General features: G+C 60.8%; 19 protein-coding genes. 6 read left to right on the top strand and 13 right to left on the bottom strand.

Annotated features, from left to right (window positions below):
- The first annotated feature begins 3 nt into the window (after positions 1 to 3).
- The 3 genes from GHO32_RS06155 (at position 4) to GHO32_RS06165 (ending at position 2,692) form a co-directional block, all read left to right on the top strand.
- Positions 4 to 783 carry an acetoin reductase gene (locus GHO32_RS06155; RefSeq protein ID WP_153336525.1) on the top strand — a complete coding sequence of 260 codons (780 nt, stop codon included), beginning with the start codon at positions 4 to 6 and terminating at the stop codon, positions 781 to 783.
- 308 nt (positions 784 to 1,091) lie between these two features.
- A complete protein-coding gene (locus tag GHO32_RS06160; RefSeq protein WP_123751672.1) occupies positions 1,092 to 1,358 on the top strand; it encodes a helix-turn-helix domain-containing protein in 267 nt (88 codons plus the stop codon).
- A complete protein-coding gene (locus GHO32_RS06165) occupies positions 1,355 to 2,692 on the top strand; it encodes a type II toxin-antitoxin system HipA family toxin (RefSeq protein WP_153336524.1) in 1,338 nt (445 codons plus the stop codon). Before GHO32_RS06160 ends, GHO32_RS06165 begins: the two co-directional genes overlap by 4 nt.
- A gap of 48 nt (positions 2,693 to 2,740) precedes the next feature.
- Here the strand turns inward: GHO32_RS06165 and GHO32_RS06170 are convergent, their stop codons facing one another.
- The 9 genes from GHO32_RS06170 to GHO32_RS06210 form a co-directional block, all read right to left on the bottom strand.
- A complete protein-coding gene (locus tag GHO32_RS06170; protein ID WP_153336523.1) occupies positions 2,741 to 3,091 on the bottom strand; it encodes a DUF6124 family protein in 351 nt (116 codons plus the stop codon).
- Between the two features lie 343 nt (positions 3,092 to 3,434).
- Complete coding sequence (gene betI / locus GHO32_RS06175; RefSeq protein WP_153336522.1) at positions 3,435 to 4,097, bottom strand: transcriptional regulator BetI; 663 nt, start codon at positions 4,095 to 4,097, stop codon at positions 3,435 to 3,437.
- 139 nt (positions 4,098 to 4,236) lie between these two features.
- Positions 4,237 to 5,682 carry a cytosine permease gene (locus tag GHO32_RS06180; protein WP_153336521.1) on the bottom strand — a complete coding sequence of 482 codons (1,446 nt, stop codon included), beginning with the start codon at positions 5,680 to 5,682 and terminating at the stop codon, positions 4,237 to 4,239.
- A 65-nt stretch (positions 5,683 to 5,747) separates the two neighbouring features.
- A complete protein-coding gene (locus GHO32_RS06185; RefSeq protein WP_368668347.1) occupies positions 5,748 to 6,932 on the bottom strand; it encodes an iron-containing alcohol dehydrogenase in 1,185 nt (394 codons plus the stop codon).
- 10 nt (positions 6,933 to 6,942) lie between these two features.
- Positions 6,943 to 8,439: an aldehyde dehydrogenase family protein gene (locus tag GHO32_RS06190; protein WP_368668346.1), complete on the bottom strand. Its 1,497-nt coding sequence runs from the start codon at positions 8,437 to 8,439 to the stop codon at positions 6,943 to 6,945.
- Between the two features lie 314 nt (positions 8,440 to 8,753).
- Positions 8,754 to 10,415 carry a CapA family protein gene (locus GHO32_RS06195; RefSeq protein WP_153442795.1) on the bottom strand — a complete coding sequence of 554 codons (1,662 nt, stop codon included), beginning with the start codon at positions 10,413 to 10,415 and terminating at the stop codon, positions 8,754 to 8,756.
- A 51-nt stretch (positions 10,416 to 10,466) separates the two neighbouring features.
- Positions 10,467 to 11,549, bottom strand: a complete 1,083-nt coding sequence (locus GHO32_RS06200) for a M14 family metallopeptidase (RefSeq protein WP_153336518.1) — start codon at positions 11,547 to 11,549, stop codon at positions 10,467 to 10,469.
- Positions 11,550 to 11,593: 44 nt separating this feature from the next.
- Positions 11,594 to 12,886: an MFS transporter gene (locus GHO32_RS06205; protein WP_048367717.1), complete on the bottom strand. Its 1,293-nt coding sequence runs from the start codon at positions 12,884 to 12,886 to the stop codon at positions 11,594 to 11,596.
- A gap of 26 nt (positions 12,887 to 12,912) precedes the next feature.
- A complete protein-coding gene (locus GHO32_RS06210; protein WP_256665447.1) occupies positions 12,913 to 14,724 on the bottom strand; it encodes a DUF1302 domain-containing protein in 1,812 nt (603 codons plus the stop codon).
- Positions 14,725 to 15,053: 329 nt separating this feature from the next.
- Here GHO32_RS06210 and GHO32_RS06215 point away from each other — a divergent pair, with 329 nt between their 5' ends.
- The 3 genes from GHO32_RS06215 (at position 15,054) to GHO32_RS06225 (ending at position 18,782) form a co-directional block, all read left to right on the top strand.
- Positions 15,054 to 16,157: a GlxA family transcriptional regulator gene (locus GHO32_RS06215; RefSeq protein WP_178110172.1), complete on the top strand. Its 1,104-nt coding sequence runs from the start codon at positions 15,054 to 15,056 to the stop codon at positions 16,155 to 16,157.
- Positions 16,158 to 16,386: 229 nt separating this feature from the next.
- Positions 16,387 to 17,424 (top strand): branched-chain amino acid aminotransferase, encoded by a 1,038-nt coding sequence (locus tag GHO32_RS06220; protein WP_153442796.1) that lies wholly within the window; start codon positions 16,387 to 16,389, stop codon positions 17,422 to 17,424.
- A 281-nt stretch (positions 17,425 to 17,705) separates the two neighbouring features.
- The gene (locus tag GHO32_RS06225) at positions 17,706 to 18,782 is read left to right on the top strand and encodes a sigma-54-dependent Fis family transcriptional regulator (protein ID WP_153336516.1); all 1,077 of its coding nucleotides are present in this window, start codon (positions 17,706 to 17,708) and stop codon (positions 18,780 to 18,782) included.
- Here the strand turns inward: GHO32_RS06225 and GHO32_RS06230 are convergent.
- From GHO32_RS06230 to GHO32_RS06245, 4 genes are all read right to left on the bottom strand, one after another.
- On the bottom strand, positions 18,779 to 19,894 hold the full coding sequence (locus GHO32_RS06230; RefSeq protein WP_153337992.1) for an LLM class flavin-dependent oxidoreductase: 1,116 nt from the start codon (positions 19,892 to 19,894) through the stop codon (positions 18,779 to 18,781). The two genes, GHO32_RS06225 and GHO32_RS06230, sit on opposite strands and share 4 nt — an antisense overlap.
- 1 nt (position 19,895) lies before the next feature.
- Positions 19,896 to 20,912, bottom strand: coding sequence for an LLM class flavin-dependent oxidoreductase (locus tag GHO32_RS06235; protein ID WP_153337991.1), 1,017 nt, complete (start codon positions 20,910 to 20,912; stop codon positions 19,896 to 19,898).
- A complete protein-coding gene (locus GHO32_RS06240; RefSeq protein ID WP_153336954.1) occupies positions 20,902 to 21,855 on the bottom strand; it encodes an LLM class flavin-dependent oxidoreductase in 954 nt (317 codons plus the stop codon). Before GHO32_RS06240 ends, GHO32_RS06235 begins: the two co-directional genes overlap by 11 nt.
- 61 nt (positions 21,856 to 21,916) lie before the next feature.
- On the bottom strand, positions 21,917 to 24,352 hold the full coding sequence (locus GHO32_RS06245; protein WP_153336955.1) for a TonB-dependent siderophore receptor: 2,436 nt from the start codon (positions 24,350 to 24,352) through the stop codon (positions 21,917 to 21,919).
- Between the last annotated feature and the right edge of the window lie 17 nt (positions 24,353 to 24,369).

Raw genomic sequence — 24,369 nt, forward strand, 5'->3', positions numbered from 1 at the left:
CGAATGAAACGCAGTGGAAAAGTTGCATTGATCACCGGCGCGGCACAAGGCATTGGCCGTGGCATCGCCTTGCGTCTGGCCAAAGAAGGCGCCGACATCGCGCTGGTCGACCTCAACCCGGAAAAGCTGCGCCACGTGGCCGAAGAGGTCCAGGTGCTGGGCCGCAAAGCCAGCACCTTTGTGGCGGACGTGGGTGACCGCGAACAAGTCTTCCAGGCCGTTGAACATGCCCACAGCACGCTGGGCGGGCTGGACATCATGGTCAACAACGCGGGTATCTCGCAGGTCAAGCCGCTGCTGGACGTGACCGCCGAAGAAATCGAACGCATCTACCGCATCAACGTGCAGGGCACTTTGTGGGGCATTCAGGCGGCGGCCGAGAAATTCCAGGCGCTTAAACGCACCGGCAAAATCATCAACGCGTGCTCCATCGCGGGCCACGAAGGCTATGCTTTGCTGGGCGTTTACTCCTCCACCAAATTCGCTGTCCGTGCCTTGACCCAGGCGGCGGCCAAAGAGCTGGCGGTACACGGCATCACCGTCAACGCCTATTGCCCGGGTGTGGTCGGAACCGACATGTGGGTCGACATCGACAAACGCATGTCTGAAATCACCGGCGCGCCGATTGGCGCCACCTACGATAAATTCGTCAACGGCATCGCCCTGGGCCGTGCCGAAACCCCGGAAGACGTCGCAGCGTTCGTCGCCTACCTGGCCAGCCCGGACGCCGACTACATGACCGGCCAAGCCCCGCTGATCGACGGCGGCTTAGTCTTCCGTTAAACCCACAGGCTGTCACTCGCGATCTTTTGATCTTTTAAAAGATCGCGAGGCAAGCTCGCTCCTACAGAAAAGCCTTTGAAATTAACGCGCCTGCTTAAACCATTCCCCGCCTCACCACCTGCCCTCGCAGCCTTAGTGCCTCGACAGCGACTACACAGCCATGGTGCTCCAGGGCTACAAAATCAGCAGATTTAGCTTGTTTTGATGCTCAAGGGCTACAGCGATGAGCAGATAAGAACTTGTTGGTTTGTATCTCTGGGGCTACATTTAAGCCTGTCATTGCTATTTTTGATGCCCGAGGGCTACAAATGTCTACTCTGTACGATATCGCCGAAATGCTTAAACAAGCCCGCAGCGAAGCTCGATTGAGCCAAGAGGCTTTGGCTCACCGCGCGGGTGTATCGCGCTCGACAGTCGCGCGTATGGAAACCCTGGCCAAGGGCGACATGAGTGTGTCAGCACTTGTTCGGCTACTGGAGGCGGCAGGGTATGACTTGAAGCTGGTTAAGGCCGGGCATATGCGAACCGTTGAGGACATTCTGGCCGAGCAGCGCTCAGGAGTGTCAGGACCATGATGCTCGATGTACACGTCAGCGGGACAACCGTCGCCAAACTCTATCGAGAGCGCGATGAGTATGTTTTGAAATACCTCCCCGGTATTAGCACGCAGGACTTTGTCAGCTTGGCACTGCCCGTGCGAGAAGAGCCTTGGCGTTGGCCTCGAGACCTTTTCCCGTTCTTTCGCCAGAACCTGCCTGAAGGTTATTTGCTGGGTGTTATCCGTGAAGAATTCGGGCCGTTGCTTGATGGCACAGACTTGTCATTGTTAGCGGTCATCGGTGGTGCAGGGATCGGACGGGTGACGGTTACCCCCGAGGGGGTGTTGCCTGGCAATGAAATGGAGCCTTTAGAAATAGAGCAACTCCTGACTGCTGAAAATACAACCGAGCATTTTTCAGCATTGGCGCGCCGTTATGCACGTGCAGCGATTTCAGGGGTAGTCCCCAAGTTCATTGCCCAAGACGCGGCGCCAGAGACCTTGCCACTGGGTAAGCCTACGTTACGCACCAGCTTTCACATTATTAAAGGTTCGGATGAAACGACGCCGTATTTGGGTTTCAACGAGTACTTCACAATGCGCGTGCTGGAGCGTTTAAACGTTGTGCCGGTTGCAACGTGTCGCATGTCTGAAGACGGTCGGGTACTGGTGGTGGACCGTTTTGATGTCGATGAGCAGGGCGTGCCGCGTTACGGACTTGAAGATGCCTGCGGACTTTTGGGTCTTGCGCCTCACGAGAAATATGCGACCACCACCGAGCGGGTGTGGAATGCCACTCGGGCTTATATTCCCGCTGAGCGCCTGCGCGAGCAGCGTGAGCATCTTGGCTGGCATCTTCTGACTAACTATGTTGTCCGCAACGCGGATTGCCATGCCAAGAACATAGCGTTGTATTACACCTCCCGAGATGACGTAGCCTTTACGCCGATCTATGACGTAGTTACTACTCAAGCCTACCCGCGCTTTGCCGGTAGTCCGCCTGGCCTGTCAGTCGGGGGGAGGCAAGTCTGGGCGCCGGGTCGTACGCTCGAAACCTTTTTTAATGCTCGCTTGAGTATTTCGCCACGTCAGTACACGGCCATGGTTGAACAACTGTGTGAGTCCGCAGTTGCCGTCGGCAAAGAAGTCATCGAGGCCGCCAAAAACGAACCAGCCTGGCGTGATGTGGCAAAACAGATGGTGCATGCCTGGAATGACGGCATGGAGTCATTGCGAAGTGCGCGCTCAGCGCCGCAATTTCGTGGGCTTGAGGTTGCTATCACAGAGGCAGGTTTTTCAGGGCCCCGAGCGCCAGAAAGTGGGCGAGTGCAAATTGGGCGTTCGGAGTTATTAGCGCCGCGTAAGCGCTGACGATGAATTCAAATTAACGCGCCTGCTTGCACTCAGGCGCGTGCTGCTTTAGTGCGTCGTTAAACCATCCAGCGACTTGTCCACATACGCCTTGGCCAGCTCCACCAAGTGCATGCAGGACAACACCAAACTGCGCGAATGCCCGCTCAAGCCATTCCCCGCCTCACTCGCCGAAGCGCCCGCGCAGCGCAACAAGTCTGACGCCTGGGCCAAAGCCGCTTCTAAATTGACGCTGTCCGGGATGGCATACGTGGCCTGATCCACGTGCCGTGGAGGCTTATGGTCGTGCAGGTAGTAATCGAGGGCGCGTTCGGTGGCCGCACGGTCTAACGACAGTGCCTCGCACTGAGCAGCATCTTGTGAAGGAGAAACGGGTGGATCAGGAACAATTTTTTTCATAGGAACAACTCCATGTGGACATAAGGAGCTGTCACCTGTCGCGACTAAACGAATGGGTGGCAGCCATGCGCAGGTTAGTCGACCGGTCACACGGAAAACCGGCGCGCCACGAAGGGCGCCCTGCGCACGGCCACCATAAAACGCAGGCCGAAAAAAAGGGCCTCGCGGAGGTGGCGCCATGCGCCGTGTGACACGTCGGGCGACTAAACCCAACCGCTGATTTGCAGCGATGGGCCGAGACTATTCCCCGAATGGCACAGGCACAAGCGAACGGAAGTTTCTAGGATGTTTCCCCGGATTGAAAGGGAAGCGTCGTACGAAATGGCTGATTGTGAGGGGCCGTTCACCCTGTAGGAGGCATAGCGGTGAGCGGTTGGGCCGCTTTCACAAACATCTGCGCGGTAGTGATGCAGCATTTTTCGGCTTTTTTGGAGCTGAAGGCTTTGTGGTCCAGGGCCCATTCCAGCCAAAAACCGTCTATCAGGGCGGTAATGGTCAGGGCCGCGCTTTTGGCGTCGATGTGGGTGCCGTTCTCGCGGGCGATGTCGTTGAACACCGCTTCGAGTTCTTTGCGGTAGTCGGCGTAGAGCTTTTTGTTCAGCGCCCGCAGTTGCTCTGACGACACCGCCGCCCCCCAGAAACCCAGCCAGGTGGTGAGGATGAATTCGTTGAAGATCTGCCCCCGGAACGAGGAGCGAATAATCGCCAGCAAGCGGTCTTCGGATGAGCCGTTCTGGTTGGCCAAATATTTGCGGGTTTCTTCGCGTAGCTGGTCGGTCAGCGCCTGGTAGGTCGACAGCATCAGCTCTTCTTTGCTGGAAAAGTGATGGCCGATCAAACCAATGGAAATACCCGCCTGTGCGCAGATTCGCTCCAGCGTGCAGCCGCTGTGGCCGTACTGCGTGATGCATTGCATGGTGGCTTCGATGATCGCCTTGCGTCGCAACTCCGGGTCTATGCGGGTTCGGCGCTTTTTGAGCTCAGGCACTGCGGCGTCACCACTCATTCATCCATTCTCCGACACTAAAATCGACGCTTAAAAACAGGGCGCCAATTTAGCAACTTTTTGTCGGGCGAGTGGCAGGAATTAGTCGCGGTTGCGGTTCACGGCCCGTGGCAGGCAGTGAACCGCGTGCACGCGGTGATCAGTGGGCGGGTAAACCGGCTTCGAGGTCCTTGTCCAGATGGTCGATTTGCGACAGTTCCTGCTGGATGTTCTGCGAGCGGCACAGCCACCAGTACACCACGCCCGAAACGACCAACCCGACGATCATGCTCACGTCCGCACCGTCGAGCAGGGTGGTGACGTAGCCGGTGTACAGGCCGGTGCTGGAGAACGGCAACATGGCAACAAAGCCTGCGACGTAAGCGCCGATGCCTCGCCAGTTCCAGCGCCCGTAAATGCCGTTGGGCTTGAAGATCTCGGTGATCGAGAACTTGCCGTGGCGCACCTTGTAGAAGTCCACCAAATTGATGGCCGTCCACGGGGTGAACAGGTACAGCAGGATCGCCAGGAAGTCACCGAAGTCCTTCACGAAGTTATCCGACGCGGTCATGGCGATCGCGATGGCGGTGCCGCCCACGATCAGCATCGACACGATGCGTTTGAGCAACGTTGAGGTCTGGCTTTTAACCGTGTCGGCGATGCTCAGCAGGGTGATCGATGCGCCGTAAAAGTTCTGCGCCGCACTGGTGACCAAACTGAGCACGGCCAGAATCAACAGGATCTCGCCAAAGCCGCTGAACAGCGTGTTCCCCAGCATGACCAAGCCTTTGGCCAGGTTCTGCCCAGGGCTCAAGGCCGCAGCCAGGGCGCCGATCAGCATCATCCACACACCGCCAATCATGGCGCCCATGTAGGTCCACCAGAACGACGATTTGACGCTGATATTGGCCGGTAAGTACCGCGAGTAGTCCGACACGTAAATCGCCCAGCTCAACTGGTATGCGGCGGCGACAAAGAACTGCGCAAGGAACGGCGTGGCCTTGAAGCCCGACATGCTCAATTGCTCGGCAGGCAGTTTGACGAAGAAAAACAGCCCGATGGTGAACACCACCATCACCGCGATCAGCACAAACGCGAGAAACCGCTGCACCTTGTGGAAGGTGTTGTACCCGGCAATCGCCATGACAATCGCCAGCAGCGAGAAGGCAATGGCCGAGCCGTGTTCCGGTGCGTTGAACAGCTCGTGCAGGGTTTGCCCGACCAGCAACTGGTTGAAGGCGTTGTAACCCACGTACGTGGCGATGGCCACGACATACACCAGCAGCGCGCCCAGATAGCCGAACTGCGGTCGGGACTGGATCAGTTGTGGCAGGCCCATTTGCGGGCCCTGGGTGGAATGCCCGGCCATGAACAATGTGCCGAATGCGCACCCGAAAAAGATGGCGATGGCCGACCAGAACAGGTTGGCGCCCATGCCCACACCGATGATGCCCACCGCGAGGGTGGTCAAGTGGGCTTCGCCGCAAAACCAGATCGGCCACAAGTGCCAGGCTTTGCCGTGCCGCTCGGCCAGCGGCACATAGTCGATGGAGCGTGTTTCAAGATTGAGCCGTCCTTTGGACGCAGCTTGGGTAGAGTCAGACATCGCGGTGGCACCTTTTTTATTTATTGTGGTTACACGACAAAGCAGGATTTCGGTGTGTCAGGTCATCAGTCGCGAGCGTGGTCGATGGCGTGTGCCAGCAGGGTCTTGAGTTGCTCAAGGGAGCTGTCGCGGGGGTTGGTCAAACGTGCGGGGTCGCCGAGCGACTTGGTGGCCAGCGCGTCGATATCAGCGTGTTTCACACCCAGTTCCGCCAGGGATTTTGGGATGTTAAGGCTGTCGAGCTTGGCGCAGATGGCGGTGTAGAAGGTTTCAAATTCGGCATCGGGCAGGTCCAGCACCTGCGCCACGGGCTTGAGGCGCGGGCTGATTTCGGCCTGATTGAAGCGCAGCACCACCGGCAAAATAATCGCGTTGGTCAGCCCGTGATGGGTGTTGTAGGTCGCGCCCACCATGTGGCTCAGCGCGTGCACCAGGCCCAGGCCCTTGAGAAAGGCCACGCCCGCCAGGCACGAACCGATGAGCATTTTGCCCCGTGCTTCGAGGTCCTGGCCTTGCTGCACGGCGGTGTCGATGGAGTGCCAGAGCAAGTCCAGCGCCTGCAACGCCGCGCCGTCGCTCAGCGGGTTAAAGGTGGGCACAAAGTAGGCTTCCAGCGCATGGATGATGGCGTCGAAACCGGTCCAGGCGGTGAGGTTGGCGGGCAGGCTGCGGGTCAGTTCCGGGTCCAGAATGACCGCTGAAGGACGCGCCAGCGGGTGCCAGACACAGCCTTTGATGCCGCGTCGGGTGTCGGTGACCATGGCCGTGCTTTCGGTTTCGGCGCCGGTGCCTGCGGTGGTCGGCAGGGTGATGACCGGCGGGAAGTCTTGCGCACGAAACCCTGCGGGCACCGGCTGATCGAAATCAAAGGCCCACAGCTCGCAACGCTGTTGGCGGGCAATCAACGCGATGGCTTTGGCGCCGTCCAGGCCGCTGCCGCCGCCCAGGGCGATGATGCCGTCGGCGTCCCAGGCCTGATAAGCCTGCGCACCGGCAACAATGGTGCTGTCGGTCGGGTTGGGCTCAATGCCGCCGTACAGGCCGCAGGCCAGGCCCGCAGCGTTCAAGGCGTGCTGCAACTCGGCCACGAATGGCAGGTTCAACGAGCCTTGGTCGGTGATGATAAAGGGCCGCGAGATACCGAATTGATTGCACAGGGCGGCCAGTTCATGACGGGCGCCGGGGCCGTATTCCATCGGCAATGGCACGGTCCACTTTTGTGGGAGTAACGCTGAAAGAGTGTTTTGCACAGGACTCACCTTAACGGCAACGCAGGATGGTGGATTTCAACTCGGTGTATTTGCTGAGCGCGTGAACCGAGTTGTCCCGGCCATTTCCCGACTCTTTAAAACCGCCGAACGGGAAATTCATGTCCACCAGTTCGTCATAGCAATTGACCCACACGGTGCCCGCTTTCAAACGGCGCGTGGCCGTGTGGACCGTGCTGATGTCAGACGACCAGATCGCCGCCGCGAGGCCGTATTCGGTCTGGTTGGCGATGGCGATGGCTTCGTCCAGCGTGTCGAACACAATCACCACCAATACCGGGCCGAAGATTTCTTCGTTGGCGATGCGTGCCGAGGCGTCCTTGGCCAGGAAAATCGTCGGTTCCAGGTACGCGCCGGTCCCGGCCAGTTGCAGGGTGCGGCCGCCTCGCAGCAAGGTGGCTTCTTGCCGGCCAATGTCCAGGTACTGATTGATCTGCTGGAGCTGCCCGCCGTCAATGATGGCGCCGGTGACGGTGGCAGGGTCCAGCGGGTGGCCAGGTTGGTACGCCTGCGCGGCGTGCAGCAATTCGCTGAGCAGGGTGTCGGCAACGGAGCGCTGCACCAGCAGGCGAGAACCTGCGCTGCACACCTGGCCCATGTTGGCGAAAATGGCGGCGGCGGCCGAGCGGGCGGCCTGGGGGATATCCGCGCAGTCAGCCATGACGATATTGGCCGACTTGCCGCCCAGCTCCAGCCACACGCGCTTGAGGTTCGACGCGGCGGCATTTTTGGCGATTTCACGGCCCACCTTGCCCGAGCCGGTGAAGGCGATGCAGTCGACATCCGCGTGCAGGCTCAAGGCCCTGCCGGTGTGCCCGTCGCCACTGAGCACGTTAAACACACCCGCCGGGATGCCCGCTTGCAGGGCGAGCGCGGCAATGCGCAACGCGCTGAGCGGGGTTTTTTCTGAAGGCTTGAGCACCACGCTGTTGCCTGCGGCCAGGGCCGGGGCGAACTTCCAGGCGGCCATCAACAGCGGGTAGTTCCATGGCACAACGGCGGCGACAACGCCCATGGGTTGCTGGGTCACGGTGCCGAAAAACTGCGGGTCGGTGGCCGGTACTTCGCCGTGCACCTTGTCGATCAGTTCGGCAAACCAGCGCAGGCAATAAAGGGTGCCGGGCAGGTCACCGCCCAAGGTGTCAGCGATGGGTTTGCCGCTGTCCAGAGACTCCAGCAAGGCCAGCTCTTGGGTGTGTGCTTCGAGCAACTGCGCCCAGTTGAGCAGCAGCGCTTTGCGTTCACGGGCAGAAAGGTCCGACCACACCCCGGCTTCAAAACTGCGACGGGCAGCGGCTACGGCCAGGTCGACATCGGCACTGGCGCACTGCGCCACAGACGCCAACGGCGCGCCGTCGATGGGGCTGAACGAGGTAAACGTGGCTCGGTTTTGGGCATCGACATAAGCGCCATCAATAAACGCCCGGCCTTCAATGGGCAGCGTTTGGGCTTTGTCGAGCCAATAGGTTCGATCTTTTGACTCTGGCACAGCAACACCTCGATTTATTCTTGTCAGGCTGAGGCAATGCTAGGCAATACTGAAAAGATCTTCAATAGTGGTTTGGTGCTTTACTGAAATTATTTTCAGTTGTTTTGTCCGTAAATACAGGCCAAAACCTATCTGTAGGAGCGAGCTTGCCTCGCGATCTTTCGAATTTTCAAGGGGATATGACAGTTGGTGCGGCGAGAGATTTTTTTCTGACGACACGGACCCTGTAGGAGCGAGCTTGCTCGCGAGCTTTTAAGATCAAAAGATCGCGAGCAAGCTCGCTCCTACAGATAGGTGGTTATAAGGGGAGGGCGTTACGCGTCAAAACGCTGGGCAATGCTCGAAAGCGGCGACAGGATGTCGTTCCACACTTTGTCTCGCAGGTGCGGCAGCTGGCTTATTTCCAGCTCGGTCAGGCCAAACTCAGTCGGCCTTTCCAGCACGTCGAAGAACTTGACGATGCGGCAGTTGAAACGGTCATCTTCGGGATCCTCCGGCTTTAGTTTCTGATTGACGATATACAGCGGCAACGCCTGCAAATTGAACAACCCGGTGGAGCCCTTCACCTTGCCGATGTTGAACTTCACGCTGTAGGCCAGTTTGGAGTTGCGGCTGTCGGGGTGGTAGCTCACAAAGTCGCCGAACGCGTAGATCACCAGCGCGTCCTGTTTGCCGGTGCGCGGGATCAACTGCGCGGGCTGGCTGACATGCGGGTGGTTGTCCAGAATCGTGTCGACGCCGCACTCAATCACCTTGTGCGCGGCATCGACGATGTTGACGTGGGGGTACATCTCGAACTCCCAGCCCCAGTGGCAGTAAGCGATGATCCAGTCCGCGCCCTTGGCCTGTGCCGCCGCGACCTGCTTTTTGATCAGGGTGTAATCAGGCGGCGGGTTTACATCGTTAAAGCGCACTTCGTTGGCCAGGTAAGACTTGCCCTCGGGCACCAAGTGGCCGTTGAGGTCAAAGGTGTAGGCCAGCAGCGCCACTTTGATGCCGTCTTTTTCGAAGATCACCACCTCGTTCTGCTCGGCTTGGCTGGCGGCCGTACCGGCATACAGCGCACCCGACCTTTTGAGCACGTCGAGGGTGGCCAGCACGCCCGATTCGCCATAGTCCATGGCGTGGTTGGTCGCGGTGCTGAAGAAGTTGATTTTGGCCTCGTGGCGGAACTTGTCGAACATGGCCTCGGACGTGTTCATCCGCGCCGGTTCGCCGGGCTGCTGGTTACGGCCAGGCTCCTGGTTTTTATCTACCGTGGATTCGAGGTTGGCGCTGACAATGTCGGCGCTGCTGTAAAAGTCGGTGATCGCATCGAACAAATGCTCGGTGTTTTCGGGTGTCAGCACATCCACCGCGAGCAAATCCCCGGCGCACGACACCGACACCGAAGCAATTGTGCTGTCAGCGTCCGGCGACGGGTCGGTCAGGTTGAAAAACTCTAAGCGCTGGGACGCGAAAAACGCTTCCAGGCCCGAGCCCACTTCAGCGACTTCCAGTTGATTGAACCAGTACCGGTACACCCACTTGAGCTTTTCGAATGCACTGCCCGAAATGTTGTATACCCCGGTTTCAGGCTGCGGGTAGTGGAACTGGTCATAGCAGATGTAGCTCGCCAACAGCACGCCAAGCCTTGCCAGGGTGCGCTTGTCCTTGAGTTTTTTAAGCGAAGGCGGCAACTCGCCAAACCCCGGATCGACAAAAATCTCATCCAGGGCGATGTCTGCGGCCGAGCCGATCAGTTCCGGCAACAGCGGCCCAACCTTGGCCCAGACCTTCAGCGGGTCATGTTGCGCCACCCAGCCAAACAGCTCGCGCGCGCATTCAAGCTCTTCGGGGGTGAGCGTTTCGACCGGCTTTAACTCCCCCAGCGCCACACGCTGAAGGGTGGTGGTGATCTCATCGCCATGCTCATCAAGTGTGGTCTTGATCTGTTGCATGATCTGTCTTAACGCTTCCATCAAATATGCATTCATCCTGAATATCCTTTTTGTCTTGAGGGGTGACTCAATCGACGGCGCAGATTGCTACGTCATGGAAAGCCCTTTGAGGGTCTGTGCCGTGACCTCTCGCGCTTGTTCCAGCACGCGTCGTTTCCAGTCATCGCTATCAATGTAGAAGGCATCGCGAAGTTGTCGCTTGATTTGAGTGCGTTGGGTGTCATTAGCCTGTGGATTGTTCTGCAACCATTGATCGGCGCGCAGTGCGTTGAGCACGGCCGGGCCGGGTTTGGTGCCGTATTCCAGGGTCAAGCCGTTGTATTGGGCCAGCGGGCACTCTTGCATTACGGCCAGGTCCAGCGTGCCGTTGAGCACGGCAGAGGACGACGAGCCGTCTTCGCTGGAGGTGACCTGCGGCCCCCACCATTCGCGCGCCCGGGCAATGTCGTTTGAGGTGGTGTGCCCTTTGTAAATGCGCTCGCCCACGCCATACGGGCCGAGCCCCGTGTGCACGTCGATCCAGCCGATGCGTTGGCAATGGCTGCCCAGGCGGCGGATGATCTGGCGCAGTTGCAGGTTGCTCCAGGTGGGTTGAGTACCCGCAAAAAACAGACCGCGCGGGTCGATGTGCTGGCCGCTGGTGATGGCTGTTTGCAGCGCTTTAGGCCCGTGACGCAAGGCGTAACCCGCCAGCCCCAGGGTGCTGAGCAGCGTCGGCGGTTGGCGCTTTGGCACCAGCCACGAGGCGAGGGCGCGGTAAGGGGAATGAGCGGGCAGCGGCTGGCTGAAGTCACTGAAGTTGCGATTGAGGTCGACGTTGTCTTCGTTGACCCGGCGCAGCCAAGAGAAGCCATAAGGGTTGAGCGCATGCAGATACAACACGGCCACATTCTCTCGGTGGCTGTCATGCAGCCAGTTGCGGTCACGCAGGTGATCGACTTGCACCGCCGAGCCGCAAAAGCCTTCAACACCGTGGACGCCGCTGCTCACGACCAGCAAGTTGGCCGCACAGGGCGAGCCTGAAAGCGCCACATCAATGGCCAGTTCTTCTCCCTCCTTACCGGCCAGCGGATGAAGGTGAGACTCCACCTTGAGATCTGCATTGGAGCAGGCCTCAAGGAATTTTTGCCGCGCTTGGGCGTAGCTCTGTGAAAAGCAGGATAAGTCCATCAAGCAGTTCCTATGCAAAGTCGGGAGGTGTCATGACGCGCAGGCTAGGCCGGGCTGGCGGCCGGTAAACCTGCAAGGGGAGTGTTGGCATTGAGCTCGCGACGGGTGCGCTCCGGGTCGATCAACAGCAGCCCAAGTACGCTGAAGACCAACAGGGTGATGCCAAACAGGCCGATGGCCAGTTCGAAGCCGTTCACCAGATCGCCGTGCTGCCAGCCAATGGCTTGCCCGACCACCAGGGGCGCGAGCATGCCGGCCGTGGTCATCAAGGCGATATGGATGGCCAGCATGCTGCCGCGTTGGCGGGCCGGTGCGATGTGGGCAACGATACTGAAACCAAACGCAGACAACAGGTTGAGCAGAATGCTGCCCAGCAAGAACAAGCCCAGCGTCACGGTCAGGGCCGTGGTGGTAAAGCCCATGACGATGTACGCAACGCCCGCAATCAGGCAGGCCAGCAGCGGTGGCACCACCATCGCCTTGCGGATGCTGGCGCCGCGTTTCATGGCGCGTTGGGCCAGGCTTGAGACCAGCAGGTTGATGGCAATCACCCCCAGGGTGGTGGCAAGTACCAGGTAACCGGATTGCATCGGCGTCATGCCCAACCCTTTTTGCAGGTACGTCGGCAGCCAGCTGTAGAGCAGGGCGTTGGGCAGGTAACTGCAAAAAGCGACCAAGGTGATGCAGACAAAGGTGCGGTTGAGCAACAAGCGGGCATAAGGCAGCGTCGGCAAGGCCTCGCCGTTGGCGGTTTTGGTGTCATCGTGCTGCCCTTCGCGGCCATACAGTTGCCACAGCAGCAGCCAGATCAGGCCGATACCGGCCAGCAGTACATACCCTGTGCGCCAGCCGTAATGCTCTATCAATTTGGGCAAGGCCAGCGCCCCGGCGATGGCGCCGAGCATGATTGCCACCTGAATCAGCGCGGCCGGCAAGACCCGCTCGCGGGTGGCATACCATTTGAAGCAGGCGTGCTGGGTGACGGCGGTGCCCGGCCCGCAACCGGCACCGAGCAGCACGCGGCTGGCCAACAGGCTGATAAACGTCGTGGACAGGGCCGCGAGCAATTGCGCAGTCATCCACACCAGGGCCATGCCTGAGAGGATCCAGCGGCTGGGCATGCGGTTGGCCACAAAGCCCACCAGCACGCCGGAGATCGAATACAAAAAGAAAAACGCACTGCTGATAAAGCCGAACTGCTCGGCGGTGAGCTTGAGTTCGTCAATGATCTGCGGGCCGGCAAAGGCAAAAATGGTTTTATCCAGCACGCTGATAATGACCACGGTCATCAGCAGTGCGACCACCAGCGGGCGGCGTTTATCGGTCAATGAGTGCATGGGGATGGCCTTTTCAATTGGGGCGCTCAGAAGCGGATGCCGACACTGGCCTCAAACATGCTGCGATCGGCGACCAGGTTGTAATCGCCGCCACCGGTGTTCAGGTAGCTGACGTTGAAGGTGTAGGTTTTTTGATATTCGCCCTGTACGCCCAGCACCTGCGCGTAGCGGCCTTCGGAAAACACGCCGTCATAGGCATGCCCTTTAACGTCATAGAGCACCGCCAGCGAAGGCGTCAGATCTAGCCCCGGCAACACATTTTTATAGTGGATTTCGGCTTTGGCGCGGGTGCCCCAGGAAAACGGTGTGACAAACCCGTCCATTGAGCATTTAGCCGCCGGGCCCGTGCATTTCGCGTTCTCGCCGTAGGGCGCGCTGCCAAACCCGGGGCGGCCGTAGCGGCGCTCGTCGGTGTCCGGCAGGTCATGCACATACTTGAACCCGGCTTCGGCCGACAGCTTCATGTCACCGCCCAACACGTGGCCGAACGGACGGCTGGCGCCAAGGTTGAATTGGCTGACGCGAAAGCGGTCATAGCCGGGCGCCAAATAGCCGGTCGGGGTTTTAGTCAGGTACGCAAAGGGGCCGCTGCCGCCCAGCAAACCGGTGATGAAGTCCGAGCCGTTCCAGGCAATGGGCTGGTTGGGCCGGTAGCTGTATTCGGCATAAATCCCGGTGCCGTCCGGGAGCCGGGTCTTGAAGTTAAGCGCGTACAGGCGGATATGGGTCGCAAAGGCGCGCTGGTAATACGCGGCCACGCCGGTGGGTGTGGCCTGGCCCAGGTTGGCGGCCGGAGGTGTCAGCACGCCGGGCCCTGTGCGCACCACTTGGGTGATGGCATCGCGGCTGGTGTAGTCGGCGAAATACAAGCCGAACATGCCGACGTTGTCCCACAAGTAGTGCAGGCCAGCGCCGTATTGGTTGTCGCTGGGCCGATGGTCGGGGCCACGGGCCACACTGTCCAGGGGGTTGTTCAGGGCTTGGCCGTCCGGGGTAAAGATCGGCCGGCCGGCCAGCGAACTGAGGATGCTGCCGTTGAGTAAAAACTGGTTGCATCCGGGTTGCGCGTAATCGCTGGTCGACAGGAACGTGCCGCAACCGGGGTAGGCATTGGGGCGCAACTCAAACTGATTAAAAGCATCGACGCTCAGGTTGTCGGTCAGGGCCAGCTTGGCGTAAAGCGCGGGCATCGCCACGGTGCGGGCTTCGGCAATCGAGGTGCTGCGCCGGGCGGCGGCCCAGTCGAATGCGTTCACAGCCTGCAGGCCGCCGCCTATGGTGGTCGGTGTCACCCAAGGGATCGCCTGATCGCCAAGCCGGACCAACAGGTCATGCCCGCCCGGCTGGAAGTTGCCATACACATAGGCATCGTCGATGACCGCGTTGGAAAACCGCGCCAGCGAGTCGAAACCGTCATCACTCAAGGGTTTGCCGGAGCGATAGCCGTTCGGGACGCTGCCATAGTCCACGTCCTGGTTTTTTTGTGCGTAGTCGTACCAGCCTTTGGCGCTGACAAACACGCCGAGGTTGCGGTGGCTGAGGTCGGCTTGCAGGTAGGTTTCCAGCGACGTCGACACGGCATCGCCGCGCTTGTAGTTGAGGTCGCCGTCGTTGAACAGGTTCATGCCGTATTCGGTGCTGGTCAGGCGGTGGCTCGGGTTGTCCATGCGCCGCACTGTGCCCAGTTTCACAGCGCCTTTAACGGTCAGGCGGGTGTCGTCCTGCTGCCATTCGATTCCTGGGCCGAGCCCGGATCGCAAATCACCGAACACCCGTTCGCCCCCTGATACCGGGGCTGTCATGCCTGCGCTGAGCAGCGCTGTGGAGAGTCCCGTCATGACGGGTTTGCCAGCCTTGGCCCACGCTTTTCTTATTGTTGTGTTCACTGAGCACTACCTTCGTTTTGTTTTTGTGGGATGCCAGGCGTTTTCAGTCTATCGCCCAAGGTCGGGCGGTAATACGGCGAATACCGACAGCGATAGGGCCAATATCGCCAGCCAAAACACGAGGTAAACCGCCCGCGCAGCGCTTGGCGTGGGCTTTGTCCGGCTGCTTTGAACTGGCAGGGATAAGGTTCGAGGGAGGTGTGGCAAGTGGCGCTGGCAGACAAGGCACAGAGGTAAAGCTAATATCGCCAACAATAAGTCCAATATCGCCGGGTTAGCCCATGAACGTCCGTATTGATTTGCTCCACGGCCCGCACAGCATGGCCGGGACGCTGTTCAGCGTTATCGATATTCTGCGCACCTTCAACACGCTCTGGCAGATGCGTAACCCCGACAAGCGCGGGGCGTTCTTTCATTGGCGGCTTATTGATGCGGCGGGTAATGAACTGCCGCTGCCCGACTGGATGACGGCCATGCAGTCGCCTGCCGGGGGGCGCAAAACCTTGCGACCCTCGCAAACTGCGCTGTTTGTTCCGGGCGTGCAGATGAAAAGCGTCCCCGACCTCAACCATGTGCTCGACCAATGCAGCGAAGAGCTGGACTGCATCGCCCGCTACCACTCCCAGGGCCGGGTGATCGCTGCCAGCTTCAACGGCCCTGTGATGTTGGCGCGCGCCGGGGTGCTCAATGGTCGGCGCGCCACGGTCACGTGGATGATTGCCAACTGGTTTGCGTCCAGCTTCCCCGCCGTGCAGATGGCGATGGAAGGCCCGGTTGTGGTGGATGGCCCGGTTTTTACTGCCGGGGCACCGGCGGCGGTCTGCGACTTGGTGGTTGAACTGATTCGCCATTTCGCGGGCGAAGAAATGGCGCAAATTGCGACCAACGGGCTGCTCTATCACCCCATGCGTTTTGAACAGTCGGGCCTGAACTTTCCCGGTATCTCGGTGAAAACTCGCGACAGTGTGGTGTTTCGCGCCAAGCACTGGCTACAGCAGCATATTCAGACGCCCTACAGCCTTGAGCGCGTGGCCCAGGCCGCGACCGCCAGCCCGCGCACCTTGTTGCGGCATTTCAAGGAAGTCGAAGGCATGACCCCGCTGGACTACCTGCACCGCCTGCGTGTGGAGCGGGCCAAACAGCTGCTGGAAGTGACGCTGATCGACCTGACTGAGGTCATGGAATATTGCGGCTACCAGGATGCCAGTGCCTTCCGCCGCCTGTTTCGGCGCGCCACCGGGGTCACGCCCTCTGAATATCGGCGCCGCTACACCATGCGTGTTTCCAGCCGTTGGTGGCGCGCCGATGAACCGGGTGCCGATGAGCGGGCAGATGACCTGATCAAGTCATTGGGGATTGAACCGGACGACAACGCGGGCCATTGATGGCAGGCAGCCGCCATCGAGACACTTGCCTAACCGGTTTTTCCGTGCAATAAAAATGGCCACTTTGGTTCGGCCTTCAGGGCTCAACGCGACGAACCGCACGTTATTTTTCGCAAATACTGAATGACCCCGGTGCGCTGGCCGTAAGTGGCTGGCACACTGGCCCGTAATAAAGGCATCGACCTTGCCGATGCCGCATAACCTGCCAAGAACAGCTTTCGAGGTAATCATGTCTGTCCCGAGTATCGACTGGAGCACATTGGGCTTCAATTACATCAAAACCGACTATCGCTACCTGTCTCGCTGGAGCGACGACAAATGGGACAACGGCGTTCTGACTGAAGACAACGTGCTGCACATCAGCGAAGGGTCCACCGCCCTGCACTATGGGCAACAGTGCTTCGAAGGCCTGAAGGCCTATCGCTGCAAAGACGGGTCGATCAACTTGTTCCGCCCGGATCAAAACGCCCTGCGCATGCAACGCAGCTGCGACCGTTTGATGATGCCGCATGTGCCGGTTGAGCAGTTCATCGACGCGTGTACCCAGGTGGTCAAAGCCAACGAACAGTTCATCCCGCCGTACGGTTCGGGTGGCGCGCTGTACTTGCGTCCATTCGTGATTGGCGTGGGCGACAACATCGGCGTGCGCACGGCCCCTGAATTCATTTTCAGCGTGTTCTGCATCCCGGTAGGCCCGTACTTCAAAGGCGGTATGAAGCCTTGCAACTTCATGATCTCCGACTACGACCGCGCCGCGCCAAATGGCACCGGTGCTGCCAAAGTGGGTGGTAACTACGCGGCCAGCCTGCTGCCGGGTTCCGAAGCCAAAAAGGCCGGTTTTGCAGATTGCATCTACCTGGACCCGCTGACCCACACCCACATTGAAGAAGTCGGCTCGGCCAACTTCTTTGCCATCACCAAAGACAAACAATTCGTGACCCCGCGTTCGGCCTCGGTACTGCCGGGCATCACGCGTTTGTCGTTGATCGCACTGGCCAAAGAGCGTCTGGGCCTGACCGTGGTTGAAGGCGATGTACGCGTAGACGAGCTGGACCGCTTCACTGAAGCGGGCGCGTGCGGCACCGCTGCCGTCATCACCCCGATTGGTGGCATCCAGTACCGCGACAAACTGCACGTCTTCCACAGCGAGACAGAAGTAGGTCCGGTGACACAACGTCTGTACAACGAACTCACCGGCATCCAGTCCGGCGACGTCGAAGCTCCGGCTGGCTGGATCGTCAAGGTCCAGGGCTCGCAACAGGCGTAAACACGCCTGCCCCGCATTGCCTCGCGATCGTTTAAAAGATCGCGAGGCAAGCTCGCTCCTACAGGGGGCGGTGTATGCCTTCTTGTTGCGCAAGAGCCGACGACTGTTGCATGCACACACAAACTGTAGGAGCGAGCTTGCTCGCGATCCTTTGATCTTTCTTGTATCCACCAATATCCAGAAAAGTTTGGTCGTAATTCTTTTTAAGTATTTCTGGCTATAACCCGCGCTCGGTAAAGTATCGCTACCTTCGATCGTTACCTACGCTGGAATTCCTTGCCATGAGCGGCCCCCTGGGACATTCGACCCCGATTTTGACGTTCCCTCAGGGTGAAAAGGACCCCCTGTCTATCCGGGCCAAGGCCCTGGTGTTTGCCGACCCGCGTTCGCGCCAGTTGCTGGATTTTTTGCAGCAGGTGGGGCCGAGTGAGGTGCCGGTGTTGATCAATGGCGAAACCGGTACCGGCAAGGAGCTGGTTGCCCGTTATTTGCACGCGGCCAGTGGCCGGCGTGGCGCCTTTGTTGCGGTTAACTGCGGGGCGATCAGTGAGACCCTCGCCGAGAGCGAGTTTTTCGGCCATGAAGCCGGGGCCTTTTCCGGGGCCACCGGGCGGCGCGCGGGCTGGTTCGAAGAGGCCGATGGCGGCACGCTGTTTCTCGATGAAATTGGTGATCTGCCGTTGCCGTTGCAGGTCAAGCTGCTGCGCGTGTTGCAGGAGCAGGAGGTGGTGCGCGTCGGCTCGCGCAAGCCGGTGAAGATTGATGTACGGCTGGTGACCGCCACCAACGTCGATCTGGAGCAAGCGGTGGAGGCGGGTAATTTCCGTCTCGATTTGTTTTACCGGGTCAACGTCGCCCAAGTTTCGGTGTTGCCGCTGCGTGAGCGCCCGCTGGATATCCTGCCGCTGGTGGAACACTTCCGCCGCCTTTACAGCGCGCGCTTGAAGATCAATGAACCGATGCTCTCCGAATCCGCGACGCAAGCGCTGCTGGATTACCCGTGGCCGGGCAATATTCGTGAGCTGGAAAACGTCGTGCACCTGGCGTTGCTGGTGGCCGGTGACAAGCCGATCCGCCCGGAGCACCTGAAGTTTTCAGGCGGGCTCAGCGTGGTCAAGTCCGGGGTGAGTACGGTGAGCAAGCTGCCGCAAGAGGTGATGCGTGAGCAGTTGCTGCGTTTGTTCGAGGTGCCGGGGGACACCCTGCTGCATGACATTGAAGACTTGATCGTGCGCGAGGCCTTTGCCTTTTGCGGTTTCAACCAGTTGCGCACCGCCGCGCTGCTGGGCATCACCCGTAATGCCATGCGCACCTTGCTGGTCAATCACGGGATGCTCAAGGGGCGCGCACCGAGCTAAGTGCGGGCGATGCGTCGTAACAGTGGCAGCAATTCCGCGCCCTGGTGGATCGCCTCTTCCAGGTGCGGGAAACCCGACAGCACAAAACACTCCACGCCCAGTTGGTAGTACTCCTCGATGCGCTGGGCGACGTGTTCATAGCTGCCCACCAGCGCAGTACCCGCACCGCCACGCACCAGGCCGACACCGGCCCAGAGGTTGGCCGACACTTCCAGTTCCCGCGCGCGCCGTCCGCGACCTTTGACCAGCCCGGTCTGGCGGGTCTGGCCCACCGACTCATACGCGGCCATCTGTAACTGCGCCCGTTCGATGGCCTCTTTGGGGATCTCTTCCAGCAGCTGTTCGACGTGCGTCCAGGCTTCATCGTCGGTGGGCGCGGCGAACACGTGCACGCGCAGACCAAAGCGCAAAGTGCGCCCGCGGGCGGCGGCGCGTTCGCGCATGTGCAGGATGCGCTCAGCGATCATCGCCGGGGGCTCGCACCACATCAGGTAGGTTTGCGCATGGGCCGCGCCGACCTGTTCGGCGGCCTGCGAAGCGCCACCAAAATAGATCGCGGGCGCCGGTGCCTGGGGCGCGATGGGGGCGCCGCCTGCGCTGCGGTAATAGCGCCCGTGATAGGGCTGGTTGCGACCGCTCCACACGGACTGGAACACTTCAAGAAACTCGGCGGTGCGTGCATAGCGCTCGTCATGCTCCAGAAAATCCCCCAGCGAGCGCTGCTCAAACCGGCTCGAACCGCTGACCACATGCAAATCCAGACGCCCGTCGCTGAGCAACTGCAAGGTGGCAGCACGGTGGGCGCTGTAGGCGGGCAGTTCGAGGCCGGGGCGCACGGTCAGCAAAAAGCGCAGGCGGCGCACTTCCTGGGCCAGCACGGCGGTGATCAACCAAGGGTCTTCGAAACCGCTGGCGGTCGGCACCATGATGCCGTCGAAGTCACCCAATTCGGCCGCCCGCACCACTTGGCGCAGGTAGTCGAGGGTGGGCGCGCGTTCGCCCTGCTGGAACAACCCGACACTGGGCAGGCCGCTGCTGGTCAGGTGGCGGCCGTCGCCGTTGGTGGGCAGGAACCAGTCAATCTCGATGGCCCCGTTAGCGGATGTGGGCATGTCAGACGTTCTCCTTGCGCAGGCCCTGAGCTGCCAGCAGGGGCAGGACCTGTTCACCAAAGCGCAGCACGTCGCTGACCGACGGCTGGCTCTGAATCACGATATGTTCGATCCCCAGCCCATGCAGTTCTTGCAGGCGGGTGGCAAGTTGTTGCGGGGTGCCAATCAAGTAGGCCGGTTGCCCCGGCGCCGTTTGCAGCAGATTGGGATGGACCTCGAAATGGCGCAGCGGGTGGCCACCGCGTTGCAGGCGCAGCACGCTTTCGGCTTCGCTGGTCGGGGCGGCCGGTAGCGTCGGTATTTGCCGGGCGGCGGCCTCCCAGGCCTGCGCTTCGGTGTCGGCGAGGATCAGCCCGAAGGTGCAGGCAAACGCGAGTGGTGTTGACGGCTCAACGCTGGCGGCGCGCTGGCGCTCGATGGCCTGGCGCAACTGTGCAGGCGCCGCCGCCCGCAACAGGCAAACCTGTGCCTGGCTGGCAATCAGCGCCGGGCTCTGGCTGTCGTTGAGGACGATGGCCGGGGCGGGCAAGTCGCGGCGGGCATAACCGGCGTTTTCCAGTTGGAAGTAGCGGCCGCTGTAGGTGAAACCACCGTCGTCGCCGCGCAACAGGCGCCCGAGGATGTCGAGGTATTCTCCGATGCTTTCGCTGCGCTGGTCACGATTGAGCCAGTCGTCGAAGGTGTGACGCGCGGTGCTCTGCTGGCTGTCCGGCAGGTGCAGGCGCACGCGGTTGCTGCTGATCGATTGCAGGCTTTGCACGGTGCTGGCCAGCGCGGCGGGGAGCATCACTTGCGGCGGTACGCTGACCGTCAGTTGCAGGTGGCGGGTATGTGCGCACAGCGCGGCGGCCACGCCCAGGCTGTCGGCACACTGGGAGCCGCCGGGTATCCACAGGCCATCAACGCCTGCGTATTCGACGGCTTGGGCCAACTGAATCCAGTGCCCTGGCTGCGCCGTCCAGTCGGGCACCGCACCCGCTGCGCAGAGCGGCAGTTGCCAGCTGAATTCAAGAGGCATGGGCAGGTTCCGTCACGGGGTGGATGCTGGCACTGAAACGGTTGCTCGGTCGCGGCAGGCCCAAGTGCTCGCGCAGGGTGCTGCCGCTGTAGCTGTGGCGCAACAGCCCGCGGTGTTGCAGCAATGGAATCACATGCTCGACGAAGCTGTCGATGGCGTCGGGCGCGTCGGTGAACAGCAGATTAAAACCATCGCAGGCGCGGGTCTGGAACCCGTTTTCTAAGTGCTCGGCGATGTCATTGTGCGCGCTACCCAGCGGGTTGACCGTGGTCAGAATCTTGAGGTGTTCAGGGTTGCGGCCCAAGGCAGCGGCACGCTGTTTGATGTCCTGATAGAAGGCTTGGGCAGCGGGCAGGTCGCGGTGCCCGGTGATGATCACGTCAGCCACACGGATGGCCAAGGCGGTGTCCGCTTCTGATGCGAGAGTGTGCACCCGCAGCGGGTGGCCTTGCGGCGGGCGGGCGACGTTCAGCGGGCCGCGCACCGAGAAGTGTTCGCCCTTATGGTTGAGGGTGTGCAGTTTGCCGGGGTCAAAATAGCGGCCGCTGGCTTTGTCACGGATAAAAGCGTCGTCGTCCCAGCTGTCCCACAGATCATTCACCAGGTCGTGGCGCTCGTTTGCGCGTTGGCTGGACGGCTCGCTGGCTACGCCCCAGGCGGCGCGGCCGTTGGACAGGTGGTCGAGGGAGGCGAGTTTGCGGGCGATGTGGTACGGCTCGTTGTCGTGCGGGCTGGCGATGAGGCCAATGTGCTCGGTGACGGCGGCCAGCGCCGACATCAAGGTCAGCGCTTCAAACTGTTCGGGCGGTTCGGTGAAGCTCAGTGCAGCGAATGTGCCGCGCTCGGCGCTGCGGGCGAGGGCCTTTAGGCGCTCGAAGTCCGGGCGACGGGTGTTGGCGGTGAAACAGGCACCCAGTATCAATGGGTCGGTACGGCGGGTCATGACAGCCTCCGTGCAAGTGTTCGGCAAAGCCCTGCCGCCGCTGGGGCGGCAGGGCAATGGGTCAGAAGTTGTACGTCACGCAGGTGTACCAGTAGCCGCCGGTGGTGCCGTAAGGCGAGAAGTTGCCGTACGGGAAGGCGCCCGAGCTGCTCGGCAGGTTTGTGCGTTCCGGGTAGATGTTGAACAGGTTGTTGGCGCCCGCCGTCAGGGTCAGGCTGGAGGTCAGGTGGTAGTCCACGTTGAGGTCGGTGATCCAGGCTGGCGAGAACGTGCGGTCGTAAATCTCGGCGGTGCCGTACTGGGTGTACTCGCCGTAGCGGGTCAGGTTGAGGCCGATATCAAACTTGTTGATGGTCCAGGTGGTGCCCAGAATCAGCTTGGATTCCGGGTTGCCGTGCTTGAGGTTGCCCTGGCGCTGACGGTTGTAGCCGCCGTCCGGGCCGAGGGTGGCCTGGGCCAGGGGCGAGGCGTGGATGTCGTCAATTTCAGTGGTGTTCCAGTTAAAGCCCAGGGTGTAGCGCAGGTTGCCGTAGGCGCCCAGGTTCTGGCGGTAGTCACCGATCAGGTCGATGCCGCGGGTGGTGGTGTCCAGTGCGTTGGTGAAGTAAGTCACCGCCTGGTTGGTCGGCAGCCCGGCGGCGCCGAGGATGGCGTCGATTTGCGGCGTGCCGCCGAGGTAGCCGGTCTGGTCGATGCGGTCCTTGATTTTGATCTGGTAGGCATCAAGGGTGATGCTGGTGGCATCGGTCGGTTGCAGGGTCAGGCCGAGGGCGAAGTTGGTGGATTTCTCCGGTTTGAGGGTGGTGGCCCCCAGGGCTTTGGCCACTTCAGAGTCGACGGCCACGTTGCGGTAGTTGAACAGGTTGCCGTTGACGCTGGTCTGCGAGGTGGAGCTGTAGATCTGCTGGGCCAGCGAAGGCGCACGGAAACCTGTGCTGACGCTGCCGCGCACGGCGAGGATCGGCGTCAACTGATAGCGGGTGGCGATTTTGCCGTTGGTGGTGGTGCCCGAGCCGTCGTTGTAATGCTCGTAACGACCGGCCAGATCGACGTGCCATTTGTCGGTCAGGTCCTGACCGATCTCGCCGTAAGCCGCTAGGCTGGTGCGGCCTTTTTGGTCGGCGTCGGCAGGCGTGGTGCCAGCACCGGAGATAGTCCCCGGCGCAATCGGATTGCCGCTGACGCCTGTGTCAAACGGGCCGCTGGCGTAAGAGGCGTAGTCGCCCTTGCCGATTTTGTAGTTCTCGTAGCGTTGTTCCAGGCCCCATGAAATCTGCGTCGGTTTGGCCAGGCCAAAGTCGAAGGCGCGGGTCAGGTCAAGGTTGTTGGTCCACTGGCTGAAGGTCTTCACCCCGGTGTCGACTGAGGTCGGCGAGTCAGGGCCGTAGCTCAGGTTGTAGGTGTGGCGCAGGGTGGCTTCGGCGTGGTCCTGGCCGTAAGTGCTGGACAGGTCGTAGTCCCAACCGGCGACGGTGCCTTTGCCACCGAAGGCCACCTGGAAGTCGTTTTCGATAAAGCGCAGGGTGTCTTCGATCCCTTCCGGGAACGGTGTGGCAATGCCGTCAAAGCTGGCGGGCTGGTGGAAGGCCAGGGGCTTTTCCGAGTTGCGCCGGGTGTAGGTCGAGAACGAGTACAGGGTCAGGTCATCGCTGACTGGCAGCTCGGCGTTGTAGCCCAAGCTGAAGTTGCGCGCCTCGGGCAGGCCGGTGCCGTAATAGGTGTGTTCCAGGCTGGTGTTGCCCGCGCTGTCGGTGTACGGGGCTTTGTCGGAGCGGTCGGAGACTTTCTGGTGGCGCACGTCCAGGCCAAAGTTGATAAAGCCGTCATTGGGCAGGGCAAGGCCGACGTCGCCGGTCTGGCGGATGGTTTCGCCGTCACCGTTTTGGTAGTTCTGGCCGTAGGTGGTTTTCAGGCTGCCGCCGTGGTCGGTCTGTTTGAGGACGATGTTGATCACCCCGGCGATGGCATCCGAGCCGTACTGGGCCGAGGCGCCGTCACGCAGGATCTCGACATGATCGATCAACGCGGTGGGGATCATATCCAGGTCGACCGGCTGCGAGCCGGAGTTCAGCGACGTGCCGTTGTTGAGCAGGGCGCTGTTGTGGCGGCGCTTGCCGTTGACCAGCACCAGCACCTGGTCGCCGTTCAGGCCGCGCAGGCTGATGGGGCGCACCACCGACGCGGAACCATAGCCGGACGATGCAGGCAGGTTGATGGACGGCAACACGCGGTTCAGGGCGCGGGTCAGGTCAGGCTCGCCGGTGGCCAGCAACTGCTGGGACGAGATCACGTCCACCGGCGCGGTGCTTTCGGCCAGGGTACGGGCCTGGCCACGGTTGCCGACCACCACGACGGTGTCCAGCGGGTTGTCGCTCTTGCTCTCGGCGGCCAGCAGCGGGCTTGCGGCCGTCGCGGCTTCGCACACCGCAAGAAACAACAGGCTGCGAGCGAAGATCTTGCGCGGCTGGGGTAAACCCGTGATACGTGAAGAAGTCATGGTACGAAGGCTCCAGT

Source organism: Pseudomonas sp. FSL R10-2189, from assembly GCF_009600325.1.
Lineage (GTDB): Bacteria > Pseudomonadota > Gammaproteobacteria > Pseudomonadales > Pseudomonadaceae > Aquipseudomonas > Aquipseudomonas helleri.